This is a genomic window from Kaistia adipata DSM 17808, assembly GCF_000423225.1.
GTDB classification, from domain to species: domain Bacteria; phylum Pseudomonadota; class Alphaproteobacteria; order Rhizobiales; family Kaistiaceae; genus Kaistia; species Kaistia adipata.
The window spans coordinates 377,214-399,435 of the sequence record NZ_AUHO01000010.1 but is presented as its reverse complement, the minus strand read 5'-3'; the positions used below and the strand labels follow the sequence as shown (position 1 = coordinate 399,435).

General features: G+C 62.1%; 21 protein-coding genes and 1 pseudogene. 18 read left to right on the top strand and 4 right to left on the bottom strand.

Annotation, left to right across the window (positions count from 1 at the left end):
* Positions 1 to 2: 2 nt before the first annotated feature.
* The 5 genes from trbL to G539_RS0110710 are packed head-to-tail and all read left to right on the top strand — an operon-like array spanning position 3 to position 4,369.
* Positions 3 to 1,358, top strand: a complete 1,356-nt coding sequence (trbL, locus tag G539_RS0110730) for a P-type conjugative transfer protein TrbL (RefSeq protein ID WP_029075207.1) — start codon at positions 3 to 5, stop codon at positions 1,356 to 1,358.
* Entirely contained in the window at positions 1,355 to 2,044 is a 690-nt protein-coding gene (gene trbF / locus G539_RS0110725) for a conjugal transfer protein TrbF (protein ID WP_029075206.1), read from the top strand. The genes trbL and trbF overlap by 4 nt, the downstream gene beginning before the upstream one ends.
* Entirely contained in the window at positions 2,041 to 3,000 is a 960-nt protein-coding gene (gene trbG / locus G539_RS0110720; protein ID WP_029075205.1) for a P-type conjugative transfer protein TrbG, read from the top strand. The genes trbF and trbG overlap by 4 nt, the downstream gene beginning before the upstream one ends.
* A complete protein-coding gene (locus tag G539_RS0110715; protein WP_029075204.1) occupies positions 2,997 to 4,139 on the top strand; it encodes a TraB/TrbI/VirB10 family type IV secretion system protein in 1,143 nt (380 codons plus the stop codon). Before trbG ends, G539_RS0110715 begins: the two co-directional genes overlap by 4 nt.
* 2 nt (positions 4,140 to 4,141) lie before the next feature.
* On the top strand, positions 4,142 to 4,369 hold the full coding sequence (locus G539_RS0110710) for a DUF2274 domain-containing protein (RefSeq protein ID WP_029075203.1): 228 nt from the start codon (positions 4,142 to 4,144) through the stop codon (positions 4,367 to 4,369).
* Here the strand turns inward: G539_RS0110710 and G539_RS26665 are convergent.
* Entirely contained in the window at positions 4,314 to 5,261 is a 948-nt protein-coding gene (locus tag G539_RS26665) for a LysR family transcriptional regulator (RefSeq protein WP_084639933.1), read from the bottom strand. The two genes, G539_RS0110710 and G539_RS26665, sit on opposite strands and share 56 nt — an antisense overlap.
* Positions 5,262 to 5,472: 211 nt before the next feature.
* Between G539_RS26665 and G539_RS0110700 the strand changes: the two genes are divergently transcribed.
* The 6 genes from G539_RS0110700 to G539_RS24390 are packed head-to-tail and all read left to right on the top strand — an operon-like array spanning position 5,473 to position 12,685.
* Positions 5,473 to 6,081, top strand: a complete 609-nt coding sequence (locus G539_RS0110700; protein ID WP_029075201.1) for a TetR/AcrR family transcriptional regulator — start codon at positions 5,473 to 5,475, stop codon at positions 6,079 to 6,081.
* Positions 6,078 to 7,109 (top strand): secretion protein HlyD, encoded by a 1,032-nt coding sequence (gene hlyD, locus G539_RS0110695; RefSeq protein ID WP_029075200.1) that lies wholly within the window; start codon positions 6,078 to 6,080, stop codon positions 7,107 to 7,109. Before G539_RS0110700 ends, hlyD begins: the two co-directional genes overlap by 4 nt.
* Positions 7,069 to 8,892: an ATP-binding cassette domain-containing protein gene (locus G539_RS0110690; protein WP_210162807.1), complete on the top strand. Its 1,824-nt coding sequence runs from the start codon at positions 7,069 to 7,071 to the stop codon at positions 8,890 to 8,892. Before hlyD ends, G539_RS0110690 begins: the two co-directional genes overlap by 41 nt.
* Before the next feature lie 47 nt (positions 8,893 to 8,939).
* Positions 8,940 to 10,058 carry an ABC transporter permease gene (locus tag G539_RS0110685; protein ID WP_245407713.1) on the top strand — a complete coding sequence of 373 codons (1,119 nt, stop codon included), beginning with the start codon at positions 8,940 to 8,942 and terminating at the stop codon, positions 10,056 to 10,058.
* A 6-nt stretch (positions 10,059 to 10,064) separates the two neighbouring features.
* Positions 10,065 to 11,189, top strand: coding sequence for an ABC transporter permease (locus tag G539_RS0110680; protein ID WP_029075197.1), 1,125 nt, complete (start codon positions 10,065 to 10,067; stop codon positions 11,187 to 11,189).
* Complete coding sequence (locus G539_RS24390) at positions 11,186 to 12,685, top strand: efflux transporter outer membrane subunit (protein WP_084639932.1); 1,500 nt, start codon at positions 11,186 to 11,188, stop codon at positions 12,683 to 12,685. The genes G539_RS0110680 and G539_RS24390 overlap by 4 nt, the downstream gene beginning before the upstream one ends.
* Before the next feature lie 49 nt (positions 12,686 to 12,734).
* Here the strand turns inward: G539_RS24390 and G539_RS26660 are convergent, their stop codons facing one another.
* From G539_RS26660 to G539_RS0110665, 3 genes are all read right to left on the bottom strand, one after another.
* Positions 12,735 to 13,223, bottom strand: coding sequence for a hypothetical protein (locus tag G539_RS26660; protein ID WP_210162806.1), 489 nt, complete (start codon positions 13,221 to 13,223; stop codon positions 12,735 to 12,737).
* A 34-nt stretch (positions 13,224 to 13,257) separates the two neighbouring features.
* Positions 13,258 to 13,647 (bottom strand): hypothetical protein, encoded by a 390-nt coding sequence (locus G539_RS0110670; RefSeq protein ID WP_029075196.1) that lies wholly within the window; start codon positions 13,645 to 13,647, stop codon positions 13,258 to 13,260.
* Between the two features lie 442 nt (positions 13,648 to 14,089).
* Positions 14,090 to 14,698, bottom strand: a complete 609-nt coding sequence (locus tag G539_RS0110665) for a TetR/AcrR family transcriptional regulator (RefSeq protein ID WP_029075195.1) — start codon at positions 14,696 to 14,698, stop codon at positions 14,090 to 14,092.
* Positions 14,699 to 15,009: 311 nt separating this feature from the next.
* Between G539_RS0110665 and G539_RS0110660 the strand changes: the two genes are divergently transcribed.
* The 7 genes and pseudogenes from G539_RS0110660 (at position 15,010) to G539_RS26650 (ending at position 22,197) form a co-directional block, all read left to right on the top strand.
* Positions 15,010 to 16,770, top strand: a complete 1,761-nt coding sequence (locus G539_RS0110660) for a PHA/PHB synthase family protein (RefSeq protein WP_029075194.1) — start codon at positions 15,010 to 15,012, stop codon at positions 16,768 to 16,770.
* Between the two features lie 110 nt (positions 16,771 to 16,880).
* Entirely contained in the window at positions 16,881 to 17,324 is a 444-nt protein-coding gene (locus G539_RS0110655) for a phasin family protein (RefSeq protein WP_029075193.1), read from the top strand.
* 10 nt (positions 17,325 to 17,334) lie between these two features.
* Positions 17,335 to 18,081 carry an acetoacetyl-CoA reductase gene (gene phbB / locus G539_RS0110650; RefSeq protein ID WP_029075192.1) on the top strand — a complete coding sequence of 249 codons (747 nt, stop codon included), beginning with the start codon at positions 17,335 to 17,337 and terminating at the stop codon, positions 18,079 to 18,081.
* A 49-nt stretch (positions 18,082 to 18,130) separates the two neighbouring features.
* Positions 18,131 to 19,558, top strand: coding sequence for a bifunctional enoyl-CoA hydratase/phosphate acetyltransferase (locus G539_RS0110645; RefSeq protein ID WP_035830963.1), 1,428 nt, complete (start codon positions 18,131 to 18,133; stop codon positions 19,556 to 19,558).
* Positions 19,555 to 20,757, top strand: coding sequence for an acetate/propionate family kinase (locus tag G539_RS0110640; protein ID WP_029075190.1), 1,203 nt, complete (start codon positions 19,555 to 19,557; stop codon positions 20,755 to 20,757). Before G539_RS0110645 ends, G539_RS0110640 begins: the two co-directional genes overlap by 4 nt.
* A pseudogene (locus G539_RS27555) lies at positions 20,757 to 20,986 on the top strand (SDR family oxidoreductase); the annotation flags it as partial. The gene G539_RS0110640 and the pseudogene G539_RS27555, both read left to right, overlap by 1 nt.
* A 20-nt stretch (positions 20,987 to 21,006) precedes the next feature.
* Positions 21,007 to 22,197 carry a patatin-like phospholipase family protein gene (locus tag G539_RS26650; RefSeq protein WP_084639931.1) on the top strand — a complete coding sequence of 397 codons (1,191 nt, stop codon included), beginning with the start codon at positions 21,007 to 21,009 and terminating at the stop codon, positions 22,195 to 22,197.
* The last annotated feature ends 25 nt before the right edge of the window (positions 22,198 to 22,222 follow it).

The window sequence follows — 22,222 nt, the reverse complement described above, 5'->3', positions numbered from 1 at the left end:
CCATGGGCGGCGCGAGCGTCATCGACTCGTTTCTTGGGGTCTTCACCCGCTACATCGACTCCGGTTTCGGGTTCCTGTCCGGCGAGGTCGCGTTCATCGCCACCACGCTGATCGTGATCGACGTGACGTTAGCCGCACTCTTCTGGAGCTGGGGCGCGGATGACGACATCATCGCTCGCCTCGTGAAAAAGACGCTGTTCGTAGGCGTCTTCGCCTATCTCATCGGCAATTGGAACAATCTCGCAAAAATCGTCTTCGAGAGTTTTGCGGGTCTCGGCCTCAAGGGCTCCGGCACAGGCTTTTCGGCCGCAGACCTGATGCGCCCCGGCAAAGTCGCACAGACCGGCCTCGATGCCGGACGGCCGCTGCTCGAATCCATTTCCGATCTGATGGGCTGGGTCGCCTTCTTCGAGAACTTCATCCAGATCGCGTGCCTGCTCTTCGCCTGGGCGCTGGTGATCCTCGCCTTCTTCATTCTGGCCATCCAGCTCTTCGTCACCCTGATCGAATTCAAGCTGACGACGCTCGCCGGCTTTGTCCTGATCCCGTTTGGCCTCTTCGGAAAAACCGCCTTCATGGCCGAACGGGTGCTCGGCAATGTGATTTCCAGCGGCATCAAGGTTCTGGTGCTTGCCGTCATCATCGGCATCGGCTCGACCCTGTTCAGCCAGTTCACGCAGGGGTTCGGAGGCGTAACCCCGAGCATCGACGACGCCATGGCCGTCGTGCTCGCTGCCCTGTCTCTCCTTGGCCTCGGCATCTTCGGCCCCGGTATCGCTTCCGGCCTGGTCAGCGGCGGCCCGCAGCTCGGCGCTGGCGCTGCCGTCGGCACGGGTCTCGCTGCCGCCGGCGCAACCATGGCCGCGGGCGGTGGCGCGATGCTCGCTGCGCGCGGTGGAGCCGCAATGCTGTCGGGCGGAGCCGCCGCCGTGCGCGGCGGGGCAACGGCCGCTGGCGCGGCATCCGCCGCCTTCAGCCTTGGTTCGCTCGGCCAGTCCGGCGCAGCGGGTGCCGCTTCCGGCATCGGCGGCATCGCACGCGCGGCAGGCTCCGCCGCCATGTCGCCGCTGCGCCGCGCCTCGGCCAGCGTCAAATCCAGCTTCTCCGATGGCGTGAAGAGCGGCTTCGGCGCGACCGGCGGGTCTTCGACCATGGGTACGGTCGGCGGTTCCGCCGATGCAGCAGCCGCCGCCGCTTCCGCCACCCACACCGCCAAGGGCCAGCCCGATTGGGCGAAGCGAATGCAGCGTTCGCAGCGCGTGACCCACGGCGTTCAGGCGACCGCCCACGCCGTCCGCTCCGGCGAGAGCCACGCCTCCGGCTCCTCCGTCAACCTCTCAGAAAGTGACCGCTCATGAACCTCTTCAGACGACCCGCCGCGCATTACGGCAAGACGCCGCAGCCCGGGACGCCCTATCAGCGCGCCGCGCAGGTCTGGGACGAGCGGATCGGCTCGGCCCGCGTGCAGGCGAAGAACTGGCGCTATATGGCCTTCGGCTCGCTGTTCCTCTCCGCCGGCTTCGCCGGCGCGCTGGTCATCCAGTCGGCGCGCGGGACCGTGGTGCCCTGGGTGGTGCAGGTCGACAATCTCGGCCACTCGCAGGCGGTGGCTCCGGCGACAGCCGACTATCGGCCGACCGATCCGCAGATCGCATGGCACCTGGCCCGCTTCATCGAGCAGGTCCGCTCCATTCCAGCCGATCCGGTTATCGTGCGGCAGAACTGGCTTCGCGCCTACGAGTGGACGACCGATCGCGGCGCTGGCGCGCTCAACGACTATGCCCGCGCCAACGATCCCTTCGCCAAGGTCGGCAGGCAGCAGATCGCCGTCGAGGTCTCCAGCGTCATCCGTGCCTCGCCGGATTCGTTCCGCGTGGCCTGGACCGAACGGCGCTACGAGGACGGTAAGCTCGCCACGACCGAGCGCTGGACCGCCATCCTGACCATCGCGCTTCAGCCGCCCCGCGACGCCGAACGCCTCAAGGCCAATCCGCTCGGCATCTATGTCAACGCCATCAACTGGTCGCGGGAGATGGGCCAATGAGCAGCGCTATCCGCAAGCCCGCAATGGCGGCCGTTCTCCTTTCGGCGACCATGCTCGCCGGGTGCGCTACCAACCGCCCGCCGGAAATCAGCTACGACAACAGCGTCCCGCCGCTTCCGGCCATTCCTGCCGCCGTGACGGATGAGCGGCTGAAGCCGATCCATGTCCCGCCGGCCTGGACTGTTGCGCGCGGCGGCACGGCAGGGGCGACACCGACGGCGCGCGTGGAAAATGCCAATGCGGCAGCCCGCGTGCAGCCGCGTCGCGAGGGCTATTACAACGCCATCCAGGTCTATCCGTGGTCGGAAGGCGCGCTCTATCAGGTCTATGCCGCGCCCGGCCAGATCACCAACATCGCGCTCGAACCGGGCGAGAGCCTGACCGGCGCCGGACCGATCGCGGCCGGCGACACCGCCCGCTGGATCATCGGCGACACGGAATCCGGCTCCGGCGTCGCCCGCCGGGTCCATGTGCTGGTAAAGCCGACGCGCGCCGACATCACCACCAATCTCGTCATCACCACCGACCGGCGCACCTACATGGTCGAGCTGCGCTCCGGCGAGAAGCCCTATATGCCGGTCGTCGCCTGGGCCTATCCGCAGCCGGCAGGCGGCGGCCGTCAGGCCACCCCGGCAACGCCGGTCATCCCGGCCGTCGCCGCGCGTAATTATCGCTACAGCCTGACCGGCAGCAGCAATCCGCCATGGAAGCCCGCCGCAGTCTATGACGACGGCCGCCGCGTCTATGTCGAGTTCCCCCGCGGCATCGTGCAGGGCGAAATGCCGCCGATCTTCGTCATCGGCCCCGAGGGCGAGGCGCAGATCGCTAATACACGCATCTATCAACACATCCTAATCGTCGATCGCCTGTTCGGCGCGGCCGAGCTACGCCTTGGCAGCGGCGACCGCCAGCAGACCGTCAGGATCGTCCGCACCGACGGGAGACCGCAATCATGACCGAAGCCGAATCCAATGCAGCTCCCATGCGCCTGCGCGCCGAAGCCCCCCGCGTCACGCGTCTGTCACGCAAGATGCTCGCCGGAGTCACGGCTGTCGCCCTGGTCGGGATCGGTGGCGCGCTGATCTATGCGCTCCAAACACGCACCGGCGGCGATGGCGGGGAAGAACTCTATTCCACCGCCAACCGTCAGCCCGCCGATGGTCTTGCCGGTCTGCCGCGCGACTATACCGGCCCCGTTCTCGGGCCAGCGCTGCCCGGCGATCTCGGCGGCCCGATCCTTAGCGCGCAGAATGCCGGCCAGCCCATAATGCCGCCCGTTGTTCCGACACCCGGTGTCGACGAGGCCGAGCAGCGCCGTCGCGCCGAGGAAGAGGCCGCCCGCCTCAGCACCGTCTTCTTCCAGTCCCGGCAGGGGTCGACGACTGCCGCTTCGCCGAGTGCCATGCCCGGCTTTACCGGCTTCGACCCCGCCAGCGCGGCGGGACAGCCGACCGCGCAGGACAAGCAGCTCGCCTTCCTCAATGCGGCGGCCGACCGGCGCACGGTGACGCCGGATCGCGTCACGCCACCGGCATCGCCCTTCGTGCTTCAGGCCGGCGCGGTCATCTCGGCCGCGCTCATCACCGGCATCCGTTCCGATCTACCGGGCCAGATCACCGCGCAGGTCACGGAGAACATCTATGACAGCCCGACCGGCAGCATCCTGCTCGTGCCGCAGGGGACGCGCCTTATCGGTCAGTACGACAACGCCGTGCAGTTCGGCCAGCGCCGCGTTTTGCTCGTCTGGAACCGCCTCATCATGCCGAACGGCCGCTCGATCGTTCTCGAGCGCCAGCCGGGCGCGGATACGCAGGGCTATGCCGGCCTGGAGGATGGCGTCGATTACCATTGGTGGGATCTCGCCAAGGCGGCCGCGCTCTCGACCCTGCTCGGCGTCGGAGCGGAACTCGCCACCGATGACAATGACCGCCTGATCCGAGCCATCCGCGACGGCGCGCAGGACACGATCAACCAGGCCGGTCAGCAGATCGTCCAGCGTCAGTTGCAGGTCGCGCCGACCCTGACCATCCGGCCCGGTTTCCCGATCCGCGTCATCGTCACCAAGGATTTGGTGCTCGAACCTTACAGGAGCTGACCATGACCAAGCTGAAACTCGGCCCCATTGCGGACGATAAACCCGTCAAGGTCGCGCTGGAGCTGCCTGCCGCGCTCCATCGCGACCTCATGGCCTATGCCGAGATCCTCGGCCGCGAGTCGGGACAGGCATCGGCCGATCCGGTCCGTCTCATTGTTCCTATGCTGGAGCGATTCATAGCCACGGATCGGGGATTTGTGAAAGCGAGGAAGTCAAAAGCATCGCAGTAATGATTGTTGCTCTTGTTGATCGGGATAATGTACGCGCGAGACTGAGCAATCGACGGCAGGCCGGATTATCGTTCCGGGGCGACCACACTGCGCTGAAGGGCAGAACTTCGTTCGCGATCGGTCGATATGTGATTCCTGGGAACTGTGCGACCGTAGTTGCTTCGCTTGTCAGCGTTAGACCTCGGCCGACCGCTACGAGCGAGAGAAGATTGTCTCGACCGACATATTGTGTGTCAACTTCCGGATGCCGTCCAAGATCAGCGAGGCGCTGCACCAAGTAGTCGTGAATCTCCGGCCCCGGCGCCCCGTCGCTTACAATGAACCGCTCGCCGACGAGGTCGCGCCAGTTGAGTTCCGCCTTGCCGCAGAGCGAGTGGTTAGCGGGAAGGACAACAAATACCCGCTCCCACCAAAGCTGATCGACTTCGCAATCGGGCCACTGCGACGTACCGGTGATGAACGCAACATCAAGTCGCAACTGACGAATCGCCGAAACATGATCCGCCGGATCGCCGTCTATCAGCTCGATTCGAACCTGCGCGTGACCCTTATCATAAGCACGCAGCAACTCCGACAGGAAGCCCGAGGCGAGCGAGGAGAATATCCCGATCTTGATCCTACCGTCTTCGGAGCGTCCGATCGTCGCGACGTCCTTTGCACCATACTCGATCTGCCGAAGTGCCTTTCGCGCGTGCCGCACGAAGCGCTGCCCGGCCAGCGTCAGAATGACACCGCCATTGTGCCGCTGAAAGAGCGAGGCGCCCAAGTCATCCTCAAGATCGCGGATTCGACGGCTGACCGCTGACTCTCGGATGCCAAGCGCCGACGCAGCCTTGCGAAAACTGCCATGTTCCGCCGCGGCAACGAAATATCGGAGGTGGCGTAGCTCCACTTATATCCCGCTGAGTTCATGACGTAACCGGCCCCTCCCACAGGGAGAAAGCAGGCGCCCTCGTTTCCATTCACATAGGATCGACCAGTACCGGGCGACCGGGATAACGGCCTTGCTGTCGATGACAATTACCCCCTCGCGGTTCCCTCTTGTGGTATGCACCCATAGCAGATAGATAGTAATAAATTACTTTCTTCTGCGAGTGCAAGCCATGAGTGGACATCCCAAGCATCTTCCCGCTGACGAGCGACGGGCGGCAACCGTGGAGGCTGTGGTCGATCTGGCTGCAGAACAGAATCCGAGCGACATCACAACGACGGCCATCGCGCAGCGAATGGGGCTGACCCAGGGGGCGCTGTTCCGCCACTTCCCGACCAAGGATGCCATCCTGGAGGCAGTCATGTCCTGGGTGGCCGAGCGCTTGCTCGCCCGTGTGGATGAGGCCGCAGAAGGAGCCACGTCTCCAATCGCAGCCCTTGAGGCGGTCTTCGTGACGCATATCGATTTCGTGTCTGAACACCCGGGGGTGCCAAGAATGCTCTTTGGGGAGTTGCAACGTCCGGGGGAGACTCTTCCGAAGCGGATGGCCCAGACGTTGATCCGCCACAACGGCGAGCGGCTTCGTGGCTTGCTCGAAGCAGGGAAGACACGGAGCGAACTGCATGCAGATCTCGATCCAGACGCCGCAGCTACCCTGTTCATCGGCACGGTCCAGGGACTCGTCATGCGATCTATGCTGGCGGGCGATGTCACACGCATCCGTGGCGATGCGCCCGGCGTATTTGCCATTTATCTGCGCGGTATCGGAACGGTGCAATGAAGAGTATCCGCCTATCCAGCGTCGCAAAGCGGGGCATCATTGTTGCCGCCGTCATCACGATAATTGGTGCTGGATGGCTGTGGATGCAGAGCGGCGACCGCGACGACAATGCACTGCGCCTGTATGGCAATGTCGACATTCGGGAAGTTCAATTGGCCTTCCGTCAGTCGGGCCGTGTAGTGCGGATGCACTTCGATGAAGGAGATCACGTCGAAGCGGGCGCGCGCTTGGCAAGCCTCGACGCACAGCCATTCGAGGAAGCACTCGCGGCTGCAGACGCGTCTGTGGATGTTTCACAGGCGGAACTCGACAAATTGCGCCGCGGCCTGCGACCGCAAGAGATCGCACAGACGCAAGAGGTCCTCAATCAGGCATTGGCCGTCGCCAGGGAGGCGGAGCGCAATTTCGATCGTCAGAGCCAGTTGCTCACGTCGGGGGCCACGAGTCAAAAAGCGGCCGATACTGCTCGCACCGCGCGCGATCAGGCCGTGGCCAGCGTCAATGCGGCCCGGGCAGCCCATTCGCAAGCTGCAGAGGGCTTCCGCAAAGAAGATATCGCAGCGGGGCAAGCCCGCCTGGCCGCCACACAAGCGGCACGAGCACAAGCTGCCACCGCCCTTGCAGACACCGTGCTGCTCGCGCCAAGCACTGGCACGATAATCGCCCGAGTGCGCGAACCCGGCAGCATGGTTGTCAGCCAGAGCCCGGTCTACAGTGTCAGTCTTGACGCACCGGTTTATGTGCGCGCTTACATCGGTGAACCGGATCTGGGGCGCATTGCGCCCGGGATGCGAGTGCGCGTTCGGAGCGACTCCTCCGACAAACTCTATCAAGGTCAGATCGGGTTCATTTCCCCGCGCGCCGAGTTCACGCCAAAAACGGTAGAGACCGCGGATCTGCGCACGGATCTCGTCTATCGCCTGCGGATCGTGGTGATCAATGCAGATGCAGCGCTGCGCCAGGGCATGCCGGTGACCATTGAGGTCGATGACGGGAAAGCCTCCAACGCGCGCACCACAGGCCATTAACGTGTCGGGTAGCGTAACATCGGACCCGCCTCGCGACCCTAATAGTGAGGTCGCGGTCGTCATCGACGGGGTGAACAAGCATTTTGGCAGCGTGCATGCATTGCAGGGCTTGAACGCACATATCCGATACGGCTGCCTTACCGGGCTGGTTGGACCGGACGGCGCAGGCAAGACCACCTTGATGCGCATCCTGACAGGTCTGCTGACACCGGACAGTGGCCACGCCACGGTGGCGGGTTTCGATGTGGTGGGCGACAATGACGCCATCCACGTCGCAACCGGCTACATGCCGCAGCGCTTTGGTCTCTACGAAGACTTGTCGGTCATGGAGAATATGCGGCTCTATGCGCAGTTGCGCGGCATGGATGCCGACAGGAACGCTGATCTTTTCGCGGAATTGCTCGACTTCACGCGCCTTGCCCCCTTTACCGAACGCCTGGCGGGCAAGCTCTCCGGCGGCATGAAGCAAAAGCTGGGTCTCGCCTGCGCCCTGATGGCCCGGCCTGCCGTACTGTTGCTTGATGAACCCGGCGTCGGCGTCGACCCGGTCAGCCGTCAGGACCTGTGGCGCATGGTGCAGGCGTTGACCGACGAAGGAATGGCTGTGGTCTGGTCGACCGCCTACCTCGACGAAGCCGAGCGCTGCGACAGCGTATTGCTGCTCAACGAAGGGCAACTCGCTTACGACGGACCGCCCGGAGAGTTGACGGCGCGCCTTACAGACCGAAGCTTTCGCCTGGAGCAGGTCGGCGATAGCCGCCGGGCCGTGCTTGCCGAAGCACTGAATCTGGAAAGCGTCAGCGATGGGGTAATCCAGGGTGCCGGCGTACGCATGGTGTTGCGTGCGCATTCGGGAACCGAACAGATAACCGCGCTTGCCGATCGGGTCGAGGCGCATCTCAGGGCGGTGCCCGCCCGCTTCGAAGACGCCTTCATCGACCTTCTTGGCGGCGGCCCCGGCGGCACATCGGCGCTCGCCGAGGGGTTGCCTCCTGTCGAGCTTGCTTCGGACGTCGCCGTTTCCTGCCGCGATCTGACGAAGCGCTTTGGTGTTTTCACAGCCACCGACACTGTGAGCTTCGAGGTCCGCAAGGGAGAAATCTTTGGTCTGCTCGGGCCGAACGGCGCTGGCAAATCGACGACGTTCAAAATGCTGTGCGGCCTGCTCAAACCCACCAGCGGAGAGGCGCATGTGGTGGGCCTCGATCTGCGCCGGGCGACCGGCGCGGCCAAGGGCCAGCTTGGCTATATGGCGCAGAAGTTCTCGCTCTATGGTTTGCTATCCGTGCGGCAAAATCTGGAGTTCTCCGCAGGCGTATATGGCCTGGAAGGCGCCGCGCGGCAGGCGCGGATCGCGGAGATGGTCGAAATCTTCGGTCTGCAGACCTGGTTGTCGGCGGCGCCGGATTCGCTGCCGCTCGGATATAAGCAACGCCTAGCACTGGCCTGCGCGGTGATGCATCGCCCGCCCGTGCTGTTCCTGGATGAGCCGACTTCAGGCGTCGATCCCATCACTAGGCGCGAATTCTGGACCCATATCAACGGTCTTGCCCGCAAGGGCGTGACGGTGATGGTCACCACCCATTTCATGGACGAGGCAGAATATTGCGATCGGGTTGCGATGCTTTATCGCGCCCGGCTGATCGCGCTCGATACGCCGGACGCTCTCAAGCGCGGCGCTGTCAGTGATCTTCGGCCGGACCCGACCATGGAAGACGCGTTCATTCATCTGGTCGAAGCCGAAGATCTCGCTGACGACCCTCGCAGCGGGACGACCGCATGAACGGCGTGAACGAACCGCGCCCGCATCACCGGGTGCCTCTTGAGGCCATGCGCCGCTTCGACCCAAAGCGTCTTTGGGCTCTGGTGCTCAAGGAAAGCCTGCAAGCGATGCGCGATCCATCCACGCTGTTGATCGCCTTCGTCCTTCCGGTCGTACTGTTATTTCTGTTTGCCTATGCCGTGTCGCTGGACGTGCGTGCGGTGCGCATTGGCGTCGTGCAGGAATCCGAATCCGCGTCAGCTCAATCACTGGCCGCCGCATTCGCCGGCACACGCTATCTGGACGTCACCTTCGCCCATGACCGGCGCGAGGTCGCTGACCGGGTCGTCTCCGGCAGCCTGCGCGGCTTTGTCGTGATTCCGCAGGATTTTGAGCAACGGCTGGCCAATCGTGGAGCTCAGCCTCTCGTGCAGATCATCACCGATGGCTCGCAACCCAATACCGCCAACTATGTCACGAACTATGCGCAGGGCGTCGTGCAGACCTGGCGGAACGGCCTTGGTGTCGAGGCATCCCCGGCAGGCGTAACACTGGAACCCCGCTACTGGTTCAACGCAGAGCTGGAAAGCCGCCGTTCGCTCGTACCCGGCGCCATCGCCATCGTCATGACCATCATTGGCACCATGCTGACCGCCCTCGTGGTCGCACGCGAATGGGAACGGGGCACGATGGAAGCGGTGCTTTCAACGCCCGCTTCTGTCGTTGAAATCCTCATTGGAAAGCTCTTGCCCTATTTTGCGCTTGGTATGTTGTCCACGCTTGGCGCCACGGTGCTGGCGGTCTTCGTGTTCGACGTGCCACTGCGCGGATCGCTGGCTGCTCTTCTTTTGCTTTCGGCCACGTTCATGGTTCCTGCGCTCGGCCAAGGGTTGCTGATCTCCTCTGTTACGCGCAATCAGTTTCTGGCTGCACAGATTGCACTGTTCTCCGGCTTTCTTCCGGCATTCATGCTGTCGGGCTTTCTCTATGAGATCGACGCCATGCCAGCGCCGATCCGGGCCATCACCTGGCTGATCCCGGCACGTTATTTCGTGTCTTCGCTGAAGACCATCTTTCTGGCCGGAGACATCTGGGCGGTCTTTGTGCCGAACCTCTTGGCGATGGCCGGAATCGGAATCCTGTTTTTCCTCCTGGCGAAACGCGCCACGCGCAAGAATCTGGAGTGAGCGGCCGTGGCGCAACACAATAGCTATTTCGCTTTCACCCGACTGCGGGCGCAGTTCATCAAGGAAGTCCTGAGCATCCTGCGCGACCCGCGCAGCCGGATGGTCGTGTTCGTGCCGCCGCTGTTGCAATTGCTGGTGTTTGCTTTCGCCGCCACGCTTGAAGTGCGCAATGTCGATATCGCCGTGCACAATCAGGATGCGGGCCGCTGGTCGTATGAACTGATCACACGGCTGGACCGGGCCGAGTTCATTGCCAAAGTCCATCACGTGACCGACAGCCAGGCGTTGCGCCAGCTTATCGACCAGGGCAAGGTGATCGCGGCGCTCGATATCCAGCCAGACTTTTCGCGCTCCATTGCTGCCGGCGACAACGGTCGCATCCAGGTGCTGATCGATGGCCGGCGGAGCAATTCAGGGCAGATCACCACCGGTTATCTCTCTGCCATCGCTGCCGAGGTTGGAGCGGAGGCCAACGCCGACGCCGGTCCCGCAACGCCAGCGGCGGTGCGCAACTGGTTCAATCCCAATCTGACGTACCGCTGGTTCATCGTACCCGGTCTCTCCGGCATATTGGCCTTCTTCAGCGCGCTGCTTATTACCTCGCTGTCGATCGCCCGCGAACGCGAACTGGGTACATTCGACCAGTTGCTGGTGTCACCGACCTCCACGCCGGAAATCATCGTGTCCAAGTCGCTGCCGGCGCTGGTCATCGGCACCATGCTCGGACTTCTGATGATGGCGGCAGCGGCCGGGCCGTTCCAGATTCCGTTTAACGGCTCGTTTGGGTTGCTTTTTGTCAGCCTGGTCCTGTTCATCCTGTCGGTGGTGGGCATCGGCTTGATGATTTCCGCGATCAGCGCGACCCAGCAGCAGGCCATCCTTGGCGCCTTCGCCATCGGCGTGCCCGCCGTTCTGATGTCGGGCTTCGCCACGCCGGTCGAGAACATGCCCACAGTGCTGCAATGGCTGGCGCAGGCGATTCCACTCACCCATTTCCTGATCATCGTGGAAGGCAGCTTTCTCAAGGCAATGTCGCCCGGCGATATTCTTGCCAGCCTTTGGCCATTGGCGCTGATCGCCCTGGTGTCGCTGACCATGGCCATCATCTTCGTTCGAGGACGTCTGCAATGAGTTTGATCCACTATCGCCAGTCAGAATCTTTGGCGGATCCGGGCGGACCTTCCTCTCGATGGCCGAATTTCACAGTATTGATCTTCGGCTGCACCTCGTTGACCGTCTGCGTCGTCGGTCCCGACTATCGCGTGCCACCTTCCATTGATACGGGCATCGGCTGGATCCGGCCCGTTCCGAAGGCGCCTGCGCCAACGGACCTTACGCGCTGGTGGACAACACTTGGCGATCCTGAATTGGAGCGATTGGTCGACACCGCCCTCGCTGAAAACCTGGATATCCGCCAGGCGGCGGCGCGTATCGACGAAGCGCGCACGCTGCGGGATCGGGCCGCTGGTCAGCAACTGCCCGCTGTTTCCGCGGGCGCTAGCGTGAACCGGCGTCGGCAAAGTGAAAATGGCCCGCTGCCCATTGGCGTCATTCCCGGCCTCGAAGCGTCGCAGACAATCTACGATGCCGGTTTTGACGCGGCCTGGGAACTCGACCTGTTCGGCGCCAATCGGCGGGCGTTGGAAGGCGCAAGCGCCCGCTTGCAGGCAACGGAAGCCGAAGCGCTGGGCGTTCGCATGCGGATCGCGGCCGAAGTCGCCCGCACGTGGTTCGAGGCGACCGGCGCCAGAGAGGAATTGCGTACGCAGCAGGCGACGGTCGCAACCCTGCAACAGACCCTGGACCTCATGCGCAGCCGTGCCGCTCTCGGCGACGTTTCCGGTGCCGACGTGGATGCAGCCTATGAGCGATGGGCCGCGGCCAGTGCCATGCTACCAGGCATCGAGGCTCGACAGCGCGGGGCGGTGCTCGGTCTTGGCGCCCTGCTCGGCTCACCGCCGGAACGGGAACTAAAGCTGCTCGATACCGCCGCGTCGACCCTTACACTGCCGGCGCTGCCCGTGGGCGAACGTGCCGACATATTGCGTCGCCGCCCCGATATTCTGGCAGCCGAACGGCGGCTGGCCGCCAGCACCGCCGATATCGGCGTGACTACCGCGGAGCTGTTCCCCAAGCTGTCCATTGGCGCTGGGGGCGGATTCCAGGCGCTCAGTCCCGGCGACTGGTTCGACTCATCCAGCAGCCGCTTCTCCATCCTCCCACTCATTTCGTGGCGATTGTTCGATGGAGGCCGTGTGCGCGCAGAGATCCGTGCCCGGGAGGCTGCTCAGCGGCAGGCCGCGCTGGGCTATGAGCAGGCCGTACTGACAGCGCTGGGCGATGCGGAGCGCACTTTGGGCGACTATGAAGCGGGACTGGATGCGCTTGCACTTCGTCAAGCGGCGCTGGAGGCGTCACGCCGCAGCTTTCGTCATGCTGAAACGCGCTTTACTGCCGGCGACATCGCGCGAGTTGAATGGCTTGCGGCCCAGCGTCTCCTGCACGAGGCCGAAATTGCAAATGTGCGTGCGCAGACGACAGCTGCCGTTCAGTTGGTAGCATTGTACAAAGCGATCGGAGGCGGCTGGAGTGCGGCCGAAGTAACCTCATCCACCCCCATTTCGTAACAGGTTCGGTGGTCGACTTTTGGGCAGCGATGTATTGTCGGCTACCATTCTACAGTATATTGTCGTTGCCGTGACGCGGCATCTCCTTCCCAGGACAATCGGGATTATTTGATCTCGAACCAGTTTCCGTAATTGGCGAAGTTGAATAAGCACTGCGCGCGACCAATGCGACAATGCTCACGATACACCAAAATGTGGTCCGCAGGCTCATGGCAACGAGAGTTCGCATTTCGTAAGCGCCACCCTGGAAGATCCACACACCAAAGCCAGCAAAGACTATGACAGTAGCAACAGCTACAGAGACCGCGGATGCAGGCGCCCATCTGCTTCGCAACATCAAACCAATCCCGATGATGATGTATGTAAATCCAGCAAGAAAATTAAAATATAAGACGAATGGTACAATTTTCTCGCTAGATTCGATTATCCCATGAAGACCGAGAATAGCGTTTCCACCCGAAACGACCGTGGCTATTCCAAATAGAATTGCCGCTACACCGGAGGCTTTTATAGCCACATTTATTCTATGTTTAGACATCGACCTCGCCCCATTCGCTCTTGTGAAGCGTAGCCTATCGTTCCAACTTGAAGAGCTGCTCGCCAGCCCTCATGCCGATATATCCATTGTTGGATCGCACCAATTGCACGCACCGCTCGGGAAGCAGGGTGCCGGGTTTGAGGCATAGGCCATCTGGCGTCGCTCTCCATTTCGGAGACAATTCCACAGGCCCGCCGGTCATCTTGCCTTTGCCGTTTTCAAAAAGGACAAGGGTGGTAACGCGGCCATCGTCCATCGTCATCTTCCACGGACGCCCGTCCGTAATATTGTAGGCAGGCGACATCTGCTCTGCCATTACAGGGGCAACCGAAATCCCCATCACAAATGTTGTGAACACTGAAATTAGTAGCACGAAGCGATTTACTTGACCGCTTCGGCGATAATTAATCAGGGCGTCCTTCATTTATATCTACTCCAGAGGTTGCAGAGGCCCATCGTCAGCATGGCGCTCTACACTCACGCCAACCCACGATTCCTTGGGCGGTCGATCAAAGCGTCCTTGGATAACTCCCAACCGTTTGGCGACAGCTTCGGTCGTGAGATCCGTAGAATCTTGTTTGCGGGCAAGGTCAACGACGGTTTGGACCGTCGCTTCACGTCGGTCACCCGGGCGAAGACGAGCTTGCCGACGGACCATATATGCCGTCATTAGAAAGTAACTTATTACTATCTAATGACGGCGCGATTTGTCAAGTGTGCCCAGTCCGGAGCAGGAAAGCTCTCCTGCCCTAGCCTTCTATGGCAGTAGCAAAGAGAGGATCAGCGGCAGCCCGAGACCGGACGCAAAGGGCGTTGCCGAGTAAAGGTTGACGCTGGTGCGCCTTAACCCCGGAAGCAGAGAGCTTTCATTGCGCAGCTTCAATGCCACGGCGATAGATGGCATACACGGCTGGGGCGTCACGGCGAATCCGACTAACCTTGCCGGCCAACAATGACTGCATGACCAATCCCTGAATGGTGCCGATGAACAACACGGCCGCGGCATCCACATTCAGTTCCGCATTCAGTTCGCCTTGCGCCTTGCCTGCTTCCATCAGGCGACGCAGCCGCTGTTCGTACTGACGGATCAAGGTCTGGACCATTCGCTTCGGAAGGGTCTCGCCCGGTCGTTGCAACTCCCCGAACAGCATTCTTGGCACACCCGGGTGCCTTGCCACGAAATCGATGTGCGTCATGAACATGGCTTCGAGGGCCGCCGCTGGGGTCGCCGCGCCTTCGGCCGCCTTGTCCACGCGGGCCAGCAGGCGTTCACTGACCCAGGACATGGTTGCTTCCAGGATCGCGTCCTTGGTGGGGAAGTGGCGAAACAGCGCGCCCTGCGTCAAGCCCATTCGATCCGCAATTGCGGTGGTCGTAATCTCGGCCGGGTTTTGCTCGGCCGCCAGATCCACAACGGCCTGTACGGTGGCGGCTCGCCGTTCTTCGGCGCGCAGGTATTGAGGGCGTTCGTTCACTGTTCAGATCTCCACATAGTGAGTGATGTATTACTTCAATAATCGTCAAATGTCTTCCCGGAAGAAGGTCAATCTGACGATTCGGGACAGAACGAGCGAGGCTGTGATCATAGGTAACGGTGGTCTGGTTCGGCTTGGTTCGATGCGTTGCGACGTCACTTGCGTGGAAAGTCGCTGAGCGCGACTCGGCGGCGTCAGCCAGAAACCCGCGCGTGCCGATGCCCCAGAAGAACTGTCGTCGGCGACGTGGGTTGCACATTCGCGCAAAGACGATTAGATAGTAATATGTCACTTACTAAACGGGGCTGGTGATGACCACTGCTGCCATGATTGACAAGCCCGCGTCGGCATCGCTTGAAAGCGCGCCCCCCGATGCCTTGGATGCGGTTGCTAACGCCTTGCGGGCACGTGGCACTGGCGGGTTGTCGCCGGCGGCGGGCTTGTTGGCGTGGTATGACTGGGCGCTGCACCTGAGTCTTTCACCGGGCAAGCAGCGCAACCTGCTGGAAAAGGGGCTGCACAAGCAGCAGCGACTCGCGCGTTATGCAGTGCGCGCGGCAAGTGCGCACGACTGCCCGACTTGCATTGAGCCGCTGGAGCAGGATCGGCGCTTCGCCGATTCTGCTTGGCAGCAATGGCCCTTCAACGTGATTCACCAGGGCTTCTTGCTGCAGCAGCAGTGGTGGCACAATGCCACCACCGGCGTGCGCGGCGTGTCCCGCCATCACGAGAGATTGGTCACTTTCGCCGGGCGGCAGTGGCTGGACATGTGGTCGCCTGCGAATTTCATTTGGACCAACCCCGAGGTGCTGCGCGCCATCGCGGATAGCGGTGGCGCCAACCTGTGGCGCGGTGCGATGAACTTCCTCGATGATGCGCGGCGTCTCGCGCTGAACGATGCGCCAGCAGGGGTCGAAGGGTTCGAGGTTGGCAAGGACGTGGCGGTCACACCAGGAAAGGTCGTGTACCGCAACCACCTGATCGAACTGATCCAATACACACCCACGACACCTGATGTGTATGCCGAGCCGGTCCTGATCGTGCCATCCTGGATCATGAAGTACTACATCCTCGACCTGTCGCCGCACAACTCGATGGTGAAGTATCTGGTCGACCAGGGGCATACGGTTTTCATTATTTCATGGAAGAACCCGACCGCAGCCGATCGCGACCTCAGCCTGGACGACTACCGGCGTTTGGGGGTCATGGACGCGTTGGACGCGGTCACGGCCATCGTGCCTGAGCGCAAGGTGCAAGCCGTCGGCTATTGCCTGGGCGGTACCTTGTTGGCGATCGCTGCTGCTGCGATGGCGCGCGATGGTGACGAACATCTGCAAAGTTTGACGCTGCTAGCGTCTGAGACCGACTTTCGTGAATCTGGCGAGATCGCGCTTTTCATCGACGAGAGCCAACTGGCGTGGCTCGAGGCCGGCATGTGGGACAAGGGCTATCTTGACGGCAGGCAGATGGCTGGCGCGTTCCAGATGCTCAATTCGCGTGACCTGATCTGGTCACGACAGGTTCGCGAATACCTGTTGGGTGAGCGGCAAGTCTTCAACGATCTGATGGCCTGGAATGCCGACGTGACCCGCATGCCGTATCGCATGCACAGCGAGTACCTGCGGCAACTGTATCTGAGCAACGATCTGGCAGAGGGACGCTATCAGGTCGACGGGAGGCCGGTGGCGCTCGCCGACATCGACGTGTCCATGTTCATCGTCGGCACGGTGCGCGATCACGTCGCGCCTTGGCCCTCTGTGTACAAGATGCACCTGCTCAGTGATGCGGAGTTGACCTTCGTGCTCACCAGCGGTGGGCACAACGCCGGCGTGGTCAGCGAGCCGGGGCATCCCCGGCGCAGCTTCCAGATTGCCACCCGTGCCGCCGGCAAGCGCTACGTCGATCCGCAGATGTGGCGCGCCGAGACGCCTTTGCACGAGGGTTCCTGGTGGCCGGCCTGGCAGCAGTGGTTGGCGCAGCGCTCGGCCGGGCGCGTAGCGCCACCTGCCATGGGCGGCAGCACGTACACACCACTTGGCGACGCGCCCGGGACATACGTGGCAATGACGTGACATGGCCATCCGCGGCGGAGACAGAGCCGCCGCGGTTCAATCGGGTCACCTCGCAAGGAATGGTCCATAGCCGCCCCCAATGGGGCACAACGTGACCGTGGAGCACTGCAATGAACAGCGAACTGCCCATCCAACTCTACAAAGCCAACGCCGAGCTACAGCTACAGATCACTCGTTTGCTGCAAGAAAGCGGACATCGCTGGCTAGAAGCCATGCAACAGCTCAGCGCTGGCGGCGTAGAGGAAACCACTGCGCGCATCCAGAGGCTTCAGCAGGCGGCAGACTGGCAGGCGCTCGCGACCTTGCCATCCGAGGCGTTCCGGTGCCTGTATCAGGGCCGCGTTGGCGATGCCCAAGCAATCGCTCAAACCGCCACCAGGGGCCAGGCCGCCTTTGTCGATGGCCTGCGCCAGGCGCTCGCGACCTGGCAGGCGTCTGTCTCCGAGACACTTGGTGCTAGTGGTGACGCTGCTTCTTTTGCGCAGCTTTTTCAGCCATGGACACAGCCCTGGTCTGCACCAGCCGCCACGCCCAAGAGCAAGGCCGAAAAGTGAGGAGGTCGCCATGAGTACCTCTCAGCGAACAGCCCTGGTGACCGGAGGCAACCGGGGATTGGGCGCCGCGATCGCCCGTGCTCTGCACGACGTCGGCCACCGCGTAATCGTGACACATACGCCGGGCAACACCACGATTGACCAGTGGCAGCAAGCGCAAGCAACACAGGGTTATACATTCGCCGCCTACGGGGTGGATGTGTCCGAATACGAATCGACGCAGCAACTGGCGCGGCGCATCCACGCCGATGGTGATCGGATCGACATTCTGGTGAACAACGCCGGCATCACCCGCGATGCCACGCTGCGCAAGCTCGACAAGGCCGGCTGGGATGCCGTGCTGCGCACCAACCTGGACTCCCTGTTCAATGTCACCAAGCCATTCATTGATCCGATGGTGGAGCGAGGTTGGGGACGCATCGTAAACATTTCTTCGATCAATGGCAGCAAGGGCCAGTTTGGCCAGACCAATTACTCGGCTGCCAAGGCCGGCGTGCATGGATTCACCAAGGCGTTGGCGCAAGAGGTGGCGCGCAAGGGCGTGACGGTCAACACCGTCTCGCCTGGCTACCTGGCCACCGAGATGGTGATGGCGGTGCGCGAGGACGTACGCCAGAAGATCATCGATGCGATACCAGTCGGCCGCCTTGGTCAGCCGGATGAGATCGCAGCGATGGTAGCATTCATCACGAGTGATGCCGCTGCCTTCATGACCGGCAGCAACGTCGCCATGAACGGCGGTCAGCACATGTACTGATACGCGGGGAAGCTACGCTTTAACCGCAGAGCTGGCGCATCGGGAACCTGTGTTCATCAACACTGAGGCAGACTTGGATCAATCTCTACTCAGGAATCGCACCTTCGACGACCTCACGATCGGCGAGAGTGCTTCCCTCGTGCGCGTCGTTGGCCGCGACGACATCGATCTTTTCGCCACCGTGTCCGGCGATGTAAATCCCGCTCATCTCGATCCCGTCTTCGCGTCGACCGATATTTTCGGACATATCGTCGCTCATGGGATGTGGACCGGCGCGCTGGTCTCGGCCGTGCTCGGCACGAAGCTGCCGGGCCCGGGCACGATCTATCTCGAGCAGGATCTACGCTTCCGCAAACCGGTCTCCCCCGGAGATACGATCACTGTCACCGTCATCGTCCGGGAGAAGTGGCCGGAGCAGCGCATCGTCGTACTCGACACGCGCTGCGCGAACCAGCGCGGCGAGGAGGTATTGAACGGCTCGGCGACCGTGATAGCTCCGGACCGCACCGTCGAATGGCCGCGCGCGAAGCTCCCCGACGTTGCACTGGTACGGCGTCACCGATACGAGCATTTCGTCAACGAGGCTCGCGCCCTGCCAGTGCTCAAGGCAGCGATCGTCCATCCTTGCTCGCCTGATGCCATACTTGCCGCGGTGGAGCTCCGTAACGAGGGTTTGCTCGAGCCGCTTCTCGTCGGGCCCGAGGCCAAAATCAGGGCTGCGGCTGAGGAGGCCGGCGTCTCGCTTGATGGTATCCCGATCGAAGCCGTCGAGCACAGCCACGCGGCTGCTGCCCGCGCCGTCGAGCTTGCCGCCGGCGGTCGCGTCGCCACGCTCATGAAGGGTAGTCTGCATACCGACGAACTGCTCGGAGCGGTTATCGCCGAGAATTCCGGACTGCGGACAGATCGTCGCGTCAGCCATGTCTATGCGATGAGCGTGCCCGCCTACTCGAAGCCGCTTGTCGTTACCGATGCGGCGATCAACATTCAGCCGACTCTCGATCACAAGCGCGACATCTGCCAGAATGCAGTCGACCTTCTGCACACGCTCGGCGTCGTCGAACCGCTCGTTGCCGTCCTTACTGCCGTCGAGACCGTCAACTCCCGCATGCCATCGACGCTCGACGCCGCCGCGCTGACTGTCATGGCGGCTCGCGGCCAGATCACGGGCGCACGCGTCGATGGGCCGCTCGCCTTCGACAACGCCATCAACTCCGACGCAGCGCGCACCAAGGGTATAATCTCGCCGGTCGCCGGTCAGGCAGATATTCTGCTCGTACCGGATCTCGAGGCCGGAAACATGCTGGCGAAGCAACTGATCTATTTCGGCGGCGCGGACGCAGCCGGGCTCGTGCTCGGCGCCCGCGTGCCGATCATCCTGACGAGCCGAGCCGATTCCTTGCGCACCCGCATCGCCTCCGCTGCCCTTGCCAAGCTCGTCGCATTTCGCCGGTCTCAGGAAGTAAAACCCGCATGAGCCAGCGCATGCTTGTCACGTTCAACGCGGGATCGTCCACGGTGAAGCTCGGCCTGTTCGCCCTCGAAGGGGATGGGGCGCGGCGCATCGGGAAGGGAATGATCGACTTCCACAAGCCGCCCCTTCAGTTTCGTCTTCTCGAGGGACAGGACAGGTTCGATGTGGCGCTTGAATCCGACCCTGCCGCCGAACTGCATGAAGTGCTCGGCGAGGCCTTCCGCCGGCTGTCCTGGCACTACGATATGGATCAGATCACCGCCGCCGGCCATCGCATCGTTCATGGCGGCGACACCTTCGCCGGACCGATCCGGCTCGACGACACGGCGTTCGAAACCTTACAAGCCCTGACGCCGCTCGCGCCGCTGCATCAGCCGCAGGGGTTGCGGCTCGTCCGCGCGATCAGCCGCTTGCGACCCGGGCTGCCGCAAGCGGCCTCTTTCGACACAGCTTTCCATCGCACCCAGACGGACCTCGTTCGTCGCTTCGCGATCCCGCGCGCCCTGCATGACGAAGGTGTGAAACGCTACGGTTTCCATGGACTTTCCTACAAGTTTATCGCAAGCGAAATTGCGAAAAGCGAGCCCGAACTCGCCGGCGCGCGCGTCGTGGTCGCCCATCTTGGCAGTGGCGCCAGTTTGTGCGGATTGGCGGGCGGCCGCAGCTGCGACACCAGTATGGGCTTCTCCGCCCTGGATGGGGTTCCGATGGCGACCCGCTGCGGCGCGCTGGATCCTGGCGCTGTTCTACATTTCATTATGCAGAAAGGCATGAGCCCGGCCGATGTCGAGGATCTGCTCTATCGTCGCTCCGGGCTCCTCGGCATCTCCGGGATCAGCGCCGACAGTCGCGAATTGATCGAAAGCGCTGCCCCCGAAGCCGCCGAGGCGCTTGAACTCTTCTGCTTTCGCATCGCCGGCGAAATCGCCCGACTCGCGGCCACGCTCGGCGGGCTCGACGCTGTCGTCTTCACGGCGGGCGTGGGCGAAAATCAGCCGCCGGTGCGCGCCGCGGTCGCGCGTCGTCTCAGCTGGCTCGGGCTCGAGCTGGACGAGGCCGCAAACGCCGTCAATGCCCGGTCGATTGGCGCCGCAGGCGCGCGCGTCAAAATACTGGTCATCGCGACGGACGAAGAGAGCGTCATCGCCGACGAGGCGCTGTCGGTTCTGCGACCTGACAGCGCCGCTGTAGAACGCTTGTGATGTCCCCCATCGTCGACCTCTCGGGCAAACGCGGGCTCATCATCGGCATCGCCAATGCACAGAGCATCGCCTCCGGCTGCGCTCATGTCTTTCGTCGGTGGGGGCGGAACTTGCAATCACCTATCGCAATGACAAGGCGCTGCCTCATGTGGAGCCGGTCGCGCGCGCAACGGACGCGACGACCTTCGCGCCCTGCGACGTGCGCAGTCCTGGACACCAACTTGATGCTCCGGGCAATTAGGAGTGGGAATGAGCAACATTTTCCGTGCGCTCGGCCGTCTATCGTTCGTCGTCATCGCCATGACGATCCTTGCCGCCTGCAGTTCTCTTCCGCGGACACAGTACACCGCCAATGACGCGCTATCCTCGCGTGTGCTCGACCTCAACGATCTGCGGAAATATGCGGACGAGCCAGTATCGACGTTCTCCAATGAAGCGCGCATGCCCCTTCGTGCTGGCTCGCATAGCTATCTTGCGCTATCCGGAGGCGGTGCCGACGGTGCCTACGGTGCCGGCGTCTTGAGCGGCTGGGCCGCAGCCGGCACTCGCCCGCAGTTTTCAGTTGTTTCGGGGGTGAGTACCGGCGCATTGATTGCGCCGTTTGCATTTCTTGGGTCTACCTACGATGCCACGCTGAAAGAAATATACACCAGCGGCATAGCGGAGAGCCTTCTCGGATCGCCAAGTATTACGAATGCCCTTTTTAGATCGGGCGTGTTTGGAAATACGCGTCTGCGCGAGCTCGTCGCTCATTATGTTGACCAGCGTATGCTCGCAGCAATTTCTGCCGAGCACGCTAGGGGCAGAAGGCTTTTCATTGTAACCACCAATCTCGATACGCAACGCACGGTGATCTGGGACATGGGGCGAATTGCTTCGATTGGATCAACTCAGGCTTTGAACCTGTTTCGGGACGTCATTGCCGCATCGGCAAGCATCCCGGTGGTATTCCCACCTATCCTAATCGACGTTGAGGCAAATGGGCGTCGTTTTGAGGAGATGCATGCGGATGGGGCCGTGATGACGCCCGTACTGACGTTACCGGATGCATTCCTCTTACGGAATGGAAACTTCAGCCGAAATCTACATATAGACATCTATATCTTGATCAACAACAAGGTTGACCCAGATTTTCAAGTGGTGCGGAACAACACTGCGGATATCGCTGCGCGGAGTTCTGCCTCGCTCACAAAGAGGCAAACTCGGTCTATTCTATACGACACCTTTGACTTCGCCCGGCACAACAAGCTTGGGTTCAACCTGACCTACATCGACGGGAATGTTCCGTCACCTGCCTCGCCTGACTTTGATACAGGCTATATGCGGTCTCTTTATGAGTACGGTTATGAAAAGGCGAAAACCGGTCCGTTCTGGGAGAAAGCGCCACCATCGAATGATCGTCCTCTGAATGGCGGCCGCGAACAAAGGGTTGGAATGTAGCGAGCCGGAGACCGTCGACAAAGCT

Excerpts from the sequence above, each read along its gene's own strand:
- trbL (WP_029075207.1), top strand. The coding sequence starts at position 3 with ATGGGCGGCGCGAGCGTCATCGACTCGTTTCTTGGGGTCTTCACCCGC.
- trbF (WP_029075206.1), top strand. The coding sequence starts at position 1,355 with ATGAACCTCTTCAGACGACCCGCCGCGCATTACGGCAAGACGCCGCAG.
- trbG (WP_029075205.1), top strand. The coding sequence starts at position 2,041 with ATGAGCAGCGCTATCCGCAAGCCCGCAATGGCGGCCGTTCTCCTTTCG.
- G539_RS0110715 (WP_029075204.1), top strand. The coding sequence starts at position 2,997 with ATGACCGAAGCCGAATCCAATGCAGCTCCCATGCGCCTGCGCGCCGAA.
- G539_RS0110710 (WP_029075203.1), top strand. The coding sequence starts at position 4,142 with ATGACCAAGCTGAAACTCGGCCCCATTGCGGACGATAAACCCGTCAAG.
- G539_RS0110700 (WP_029075201.1), top strand. The coding sequence starts at position 5,473 with ATGAGTGGACATCCCAAGCATCTTCCCGCTGACGAGCGACGGGCGGCA.
- hlyD (WP_029075200.1), top strand. The coding sequence starts at position 6,078 with ATGAAGAGTATCCGCCTATCCAGCGTCGCAAAGCGGGGCATCATTGTT.
- G539_RS0110690 (WP_210162807.1), top strand. The coding sequence starts at position 7,069 with ATGACGGGAAAGCCTCCAACGCGCGCACCACAGGCCATTAACGTGTCG.
- G539_RS0110685 (WP_245407713.1), top strand. The coding sequence starts at position 8,940 with ATGCGCCGCTTCGACCCAAAGCGTCTTTGGGCTCTGGTGCTCAAGGAA.
- G539_RS24390 (WP_084639932.1), top strand. The coding sequence starts at position 11,186 with ATGAGTTTGATCCACTATCGCCAGTCAGAATCTTTGGCGGATCCGGGC.
- G539_RS26660 (WP_210162806.1), bottom strand. The coding sequence starts at position 13,223 with ATGTCTAAACATAGAATAAATGTGGCTATAAAAGCCTCCGGTGTAGCG.
- G539_RS0110670 (WP_029075196.1), bottom strand. The coding sequence starts at position 13,647 with ATGAAGGACGCCCTGATTAATTATCGCCGAAGCGGTCAAGTAAATCGC.
- G539_RS0110660 (WP_029075194.1), top strand. The coding sequence starts at position 15,010 with ATGACCACTGCTGCCATGATTGACAAGCCCGCGTCGGCATCGCTTGAA.
- G539_RS0110655 (WP_029075193.1), top strand. The coding sequence starts at position 16,881 with ATGAACAGCGAACTGCCCATCCAACTCTACAAAGCCAACGCCGAGCTA.
- phbB (WP_029075192.1), top strand. The coding sequence starts at position 17,335 with ATGAGTACCTCTCAGCGAACAGCCCTGGTGACCGGAGGCAACCGGGGA.
- G539_RS0110640 (WP_029075190.1), top strand. The coding sequence starts at position 19,555 with ATGAGCCAGCGCATGCTTGTCACGTTCAACGCGGGATCGTCCACGGTG.
- G539_RS26650 (WP_084639931.1), top strand. The coding sequence starts at position 21,007 with ATGAGCAACATTTTCCGTGCGCTCGGCCGTCTATCGTTCGTCGTCATC.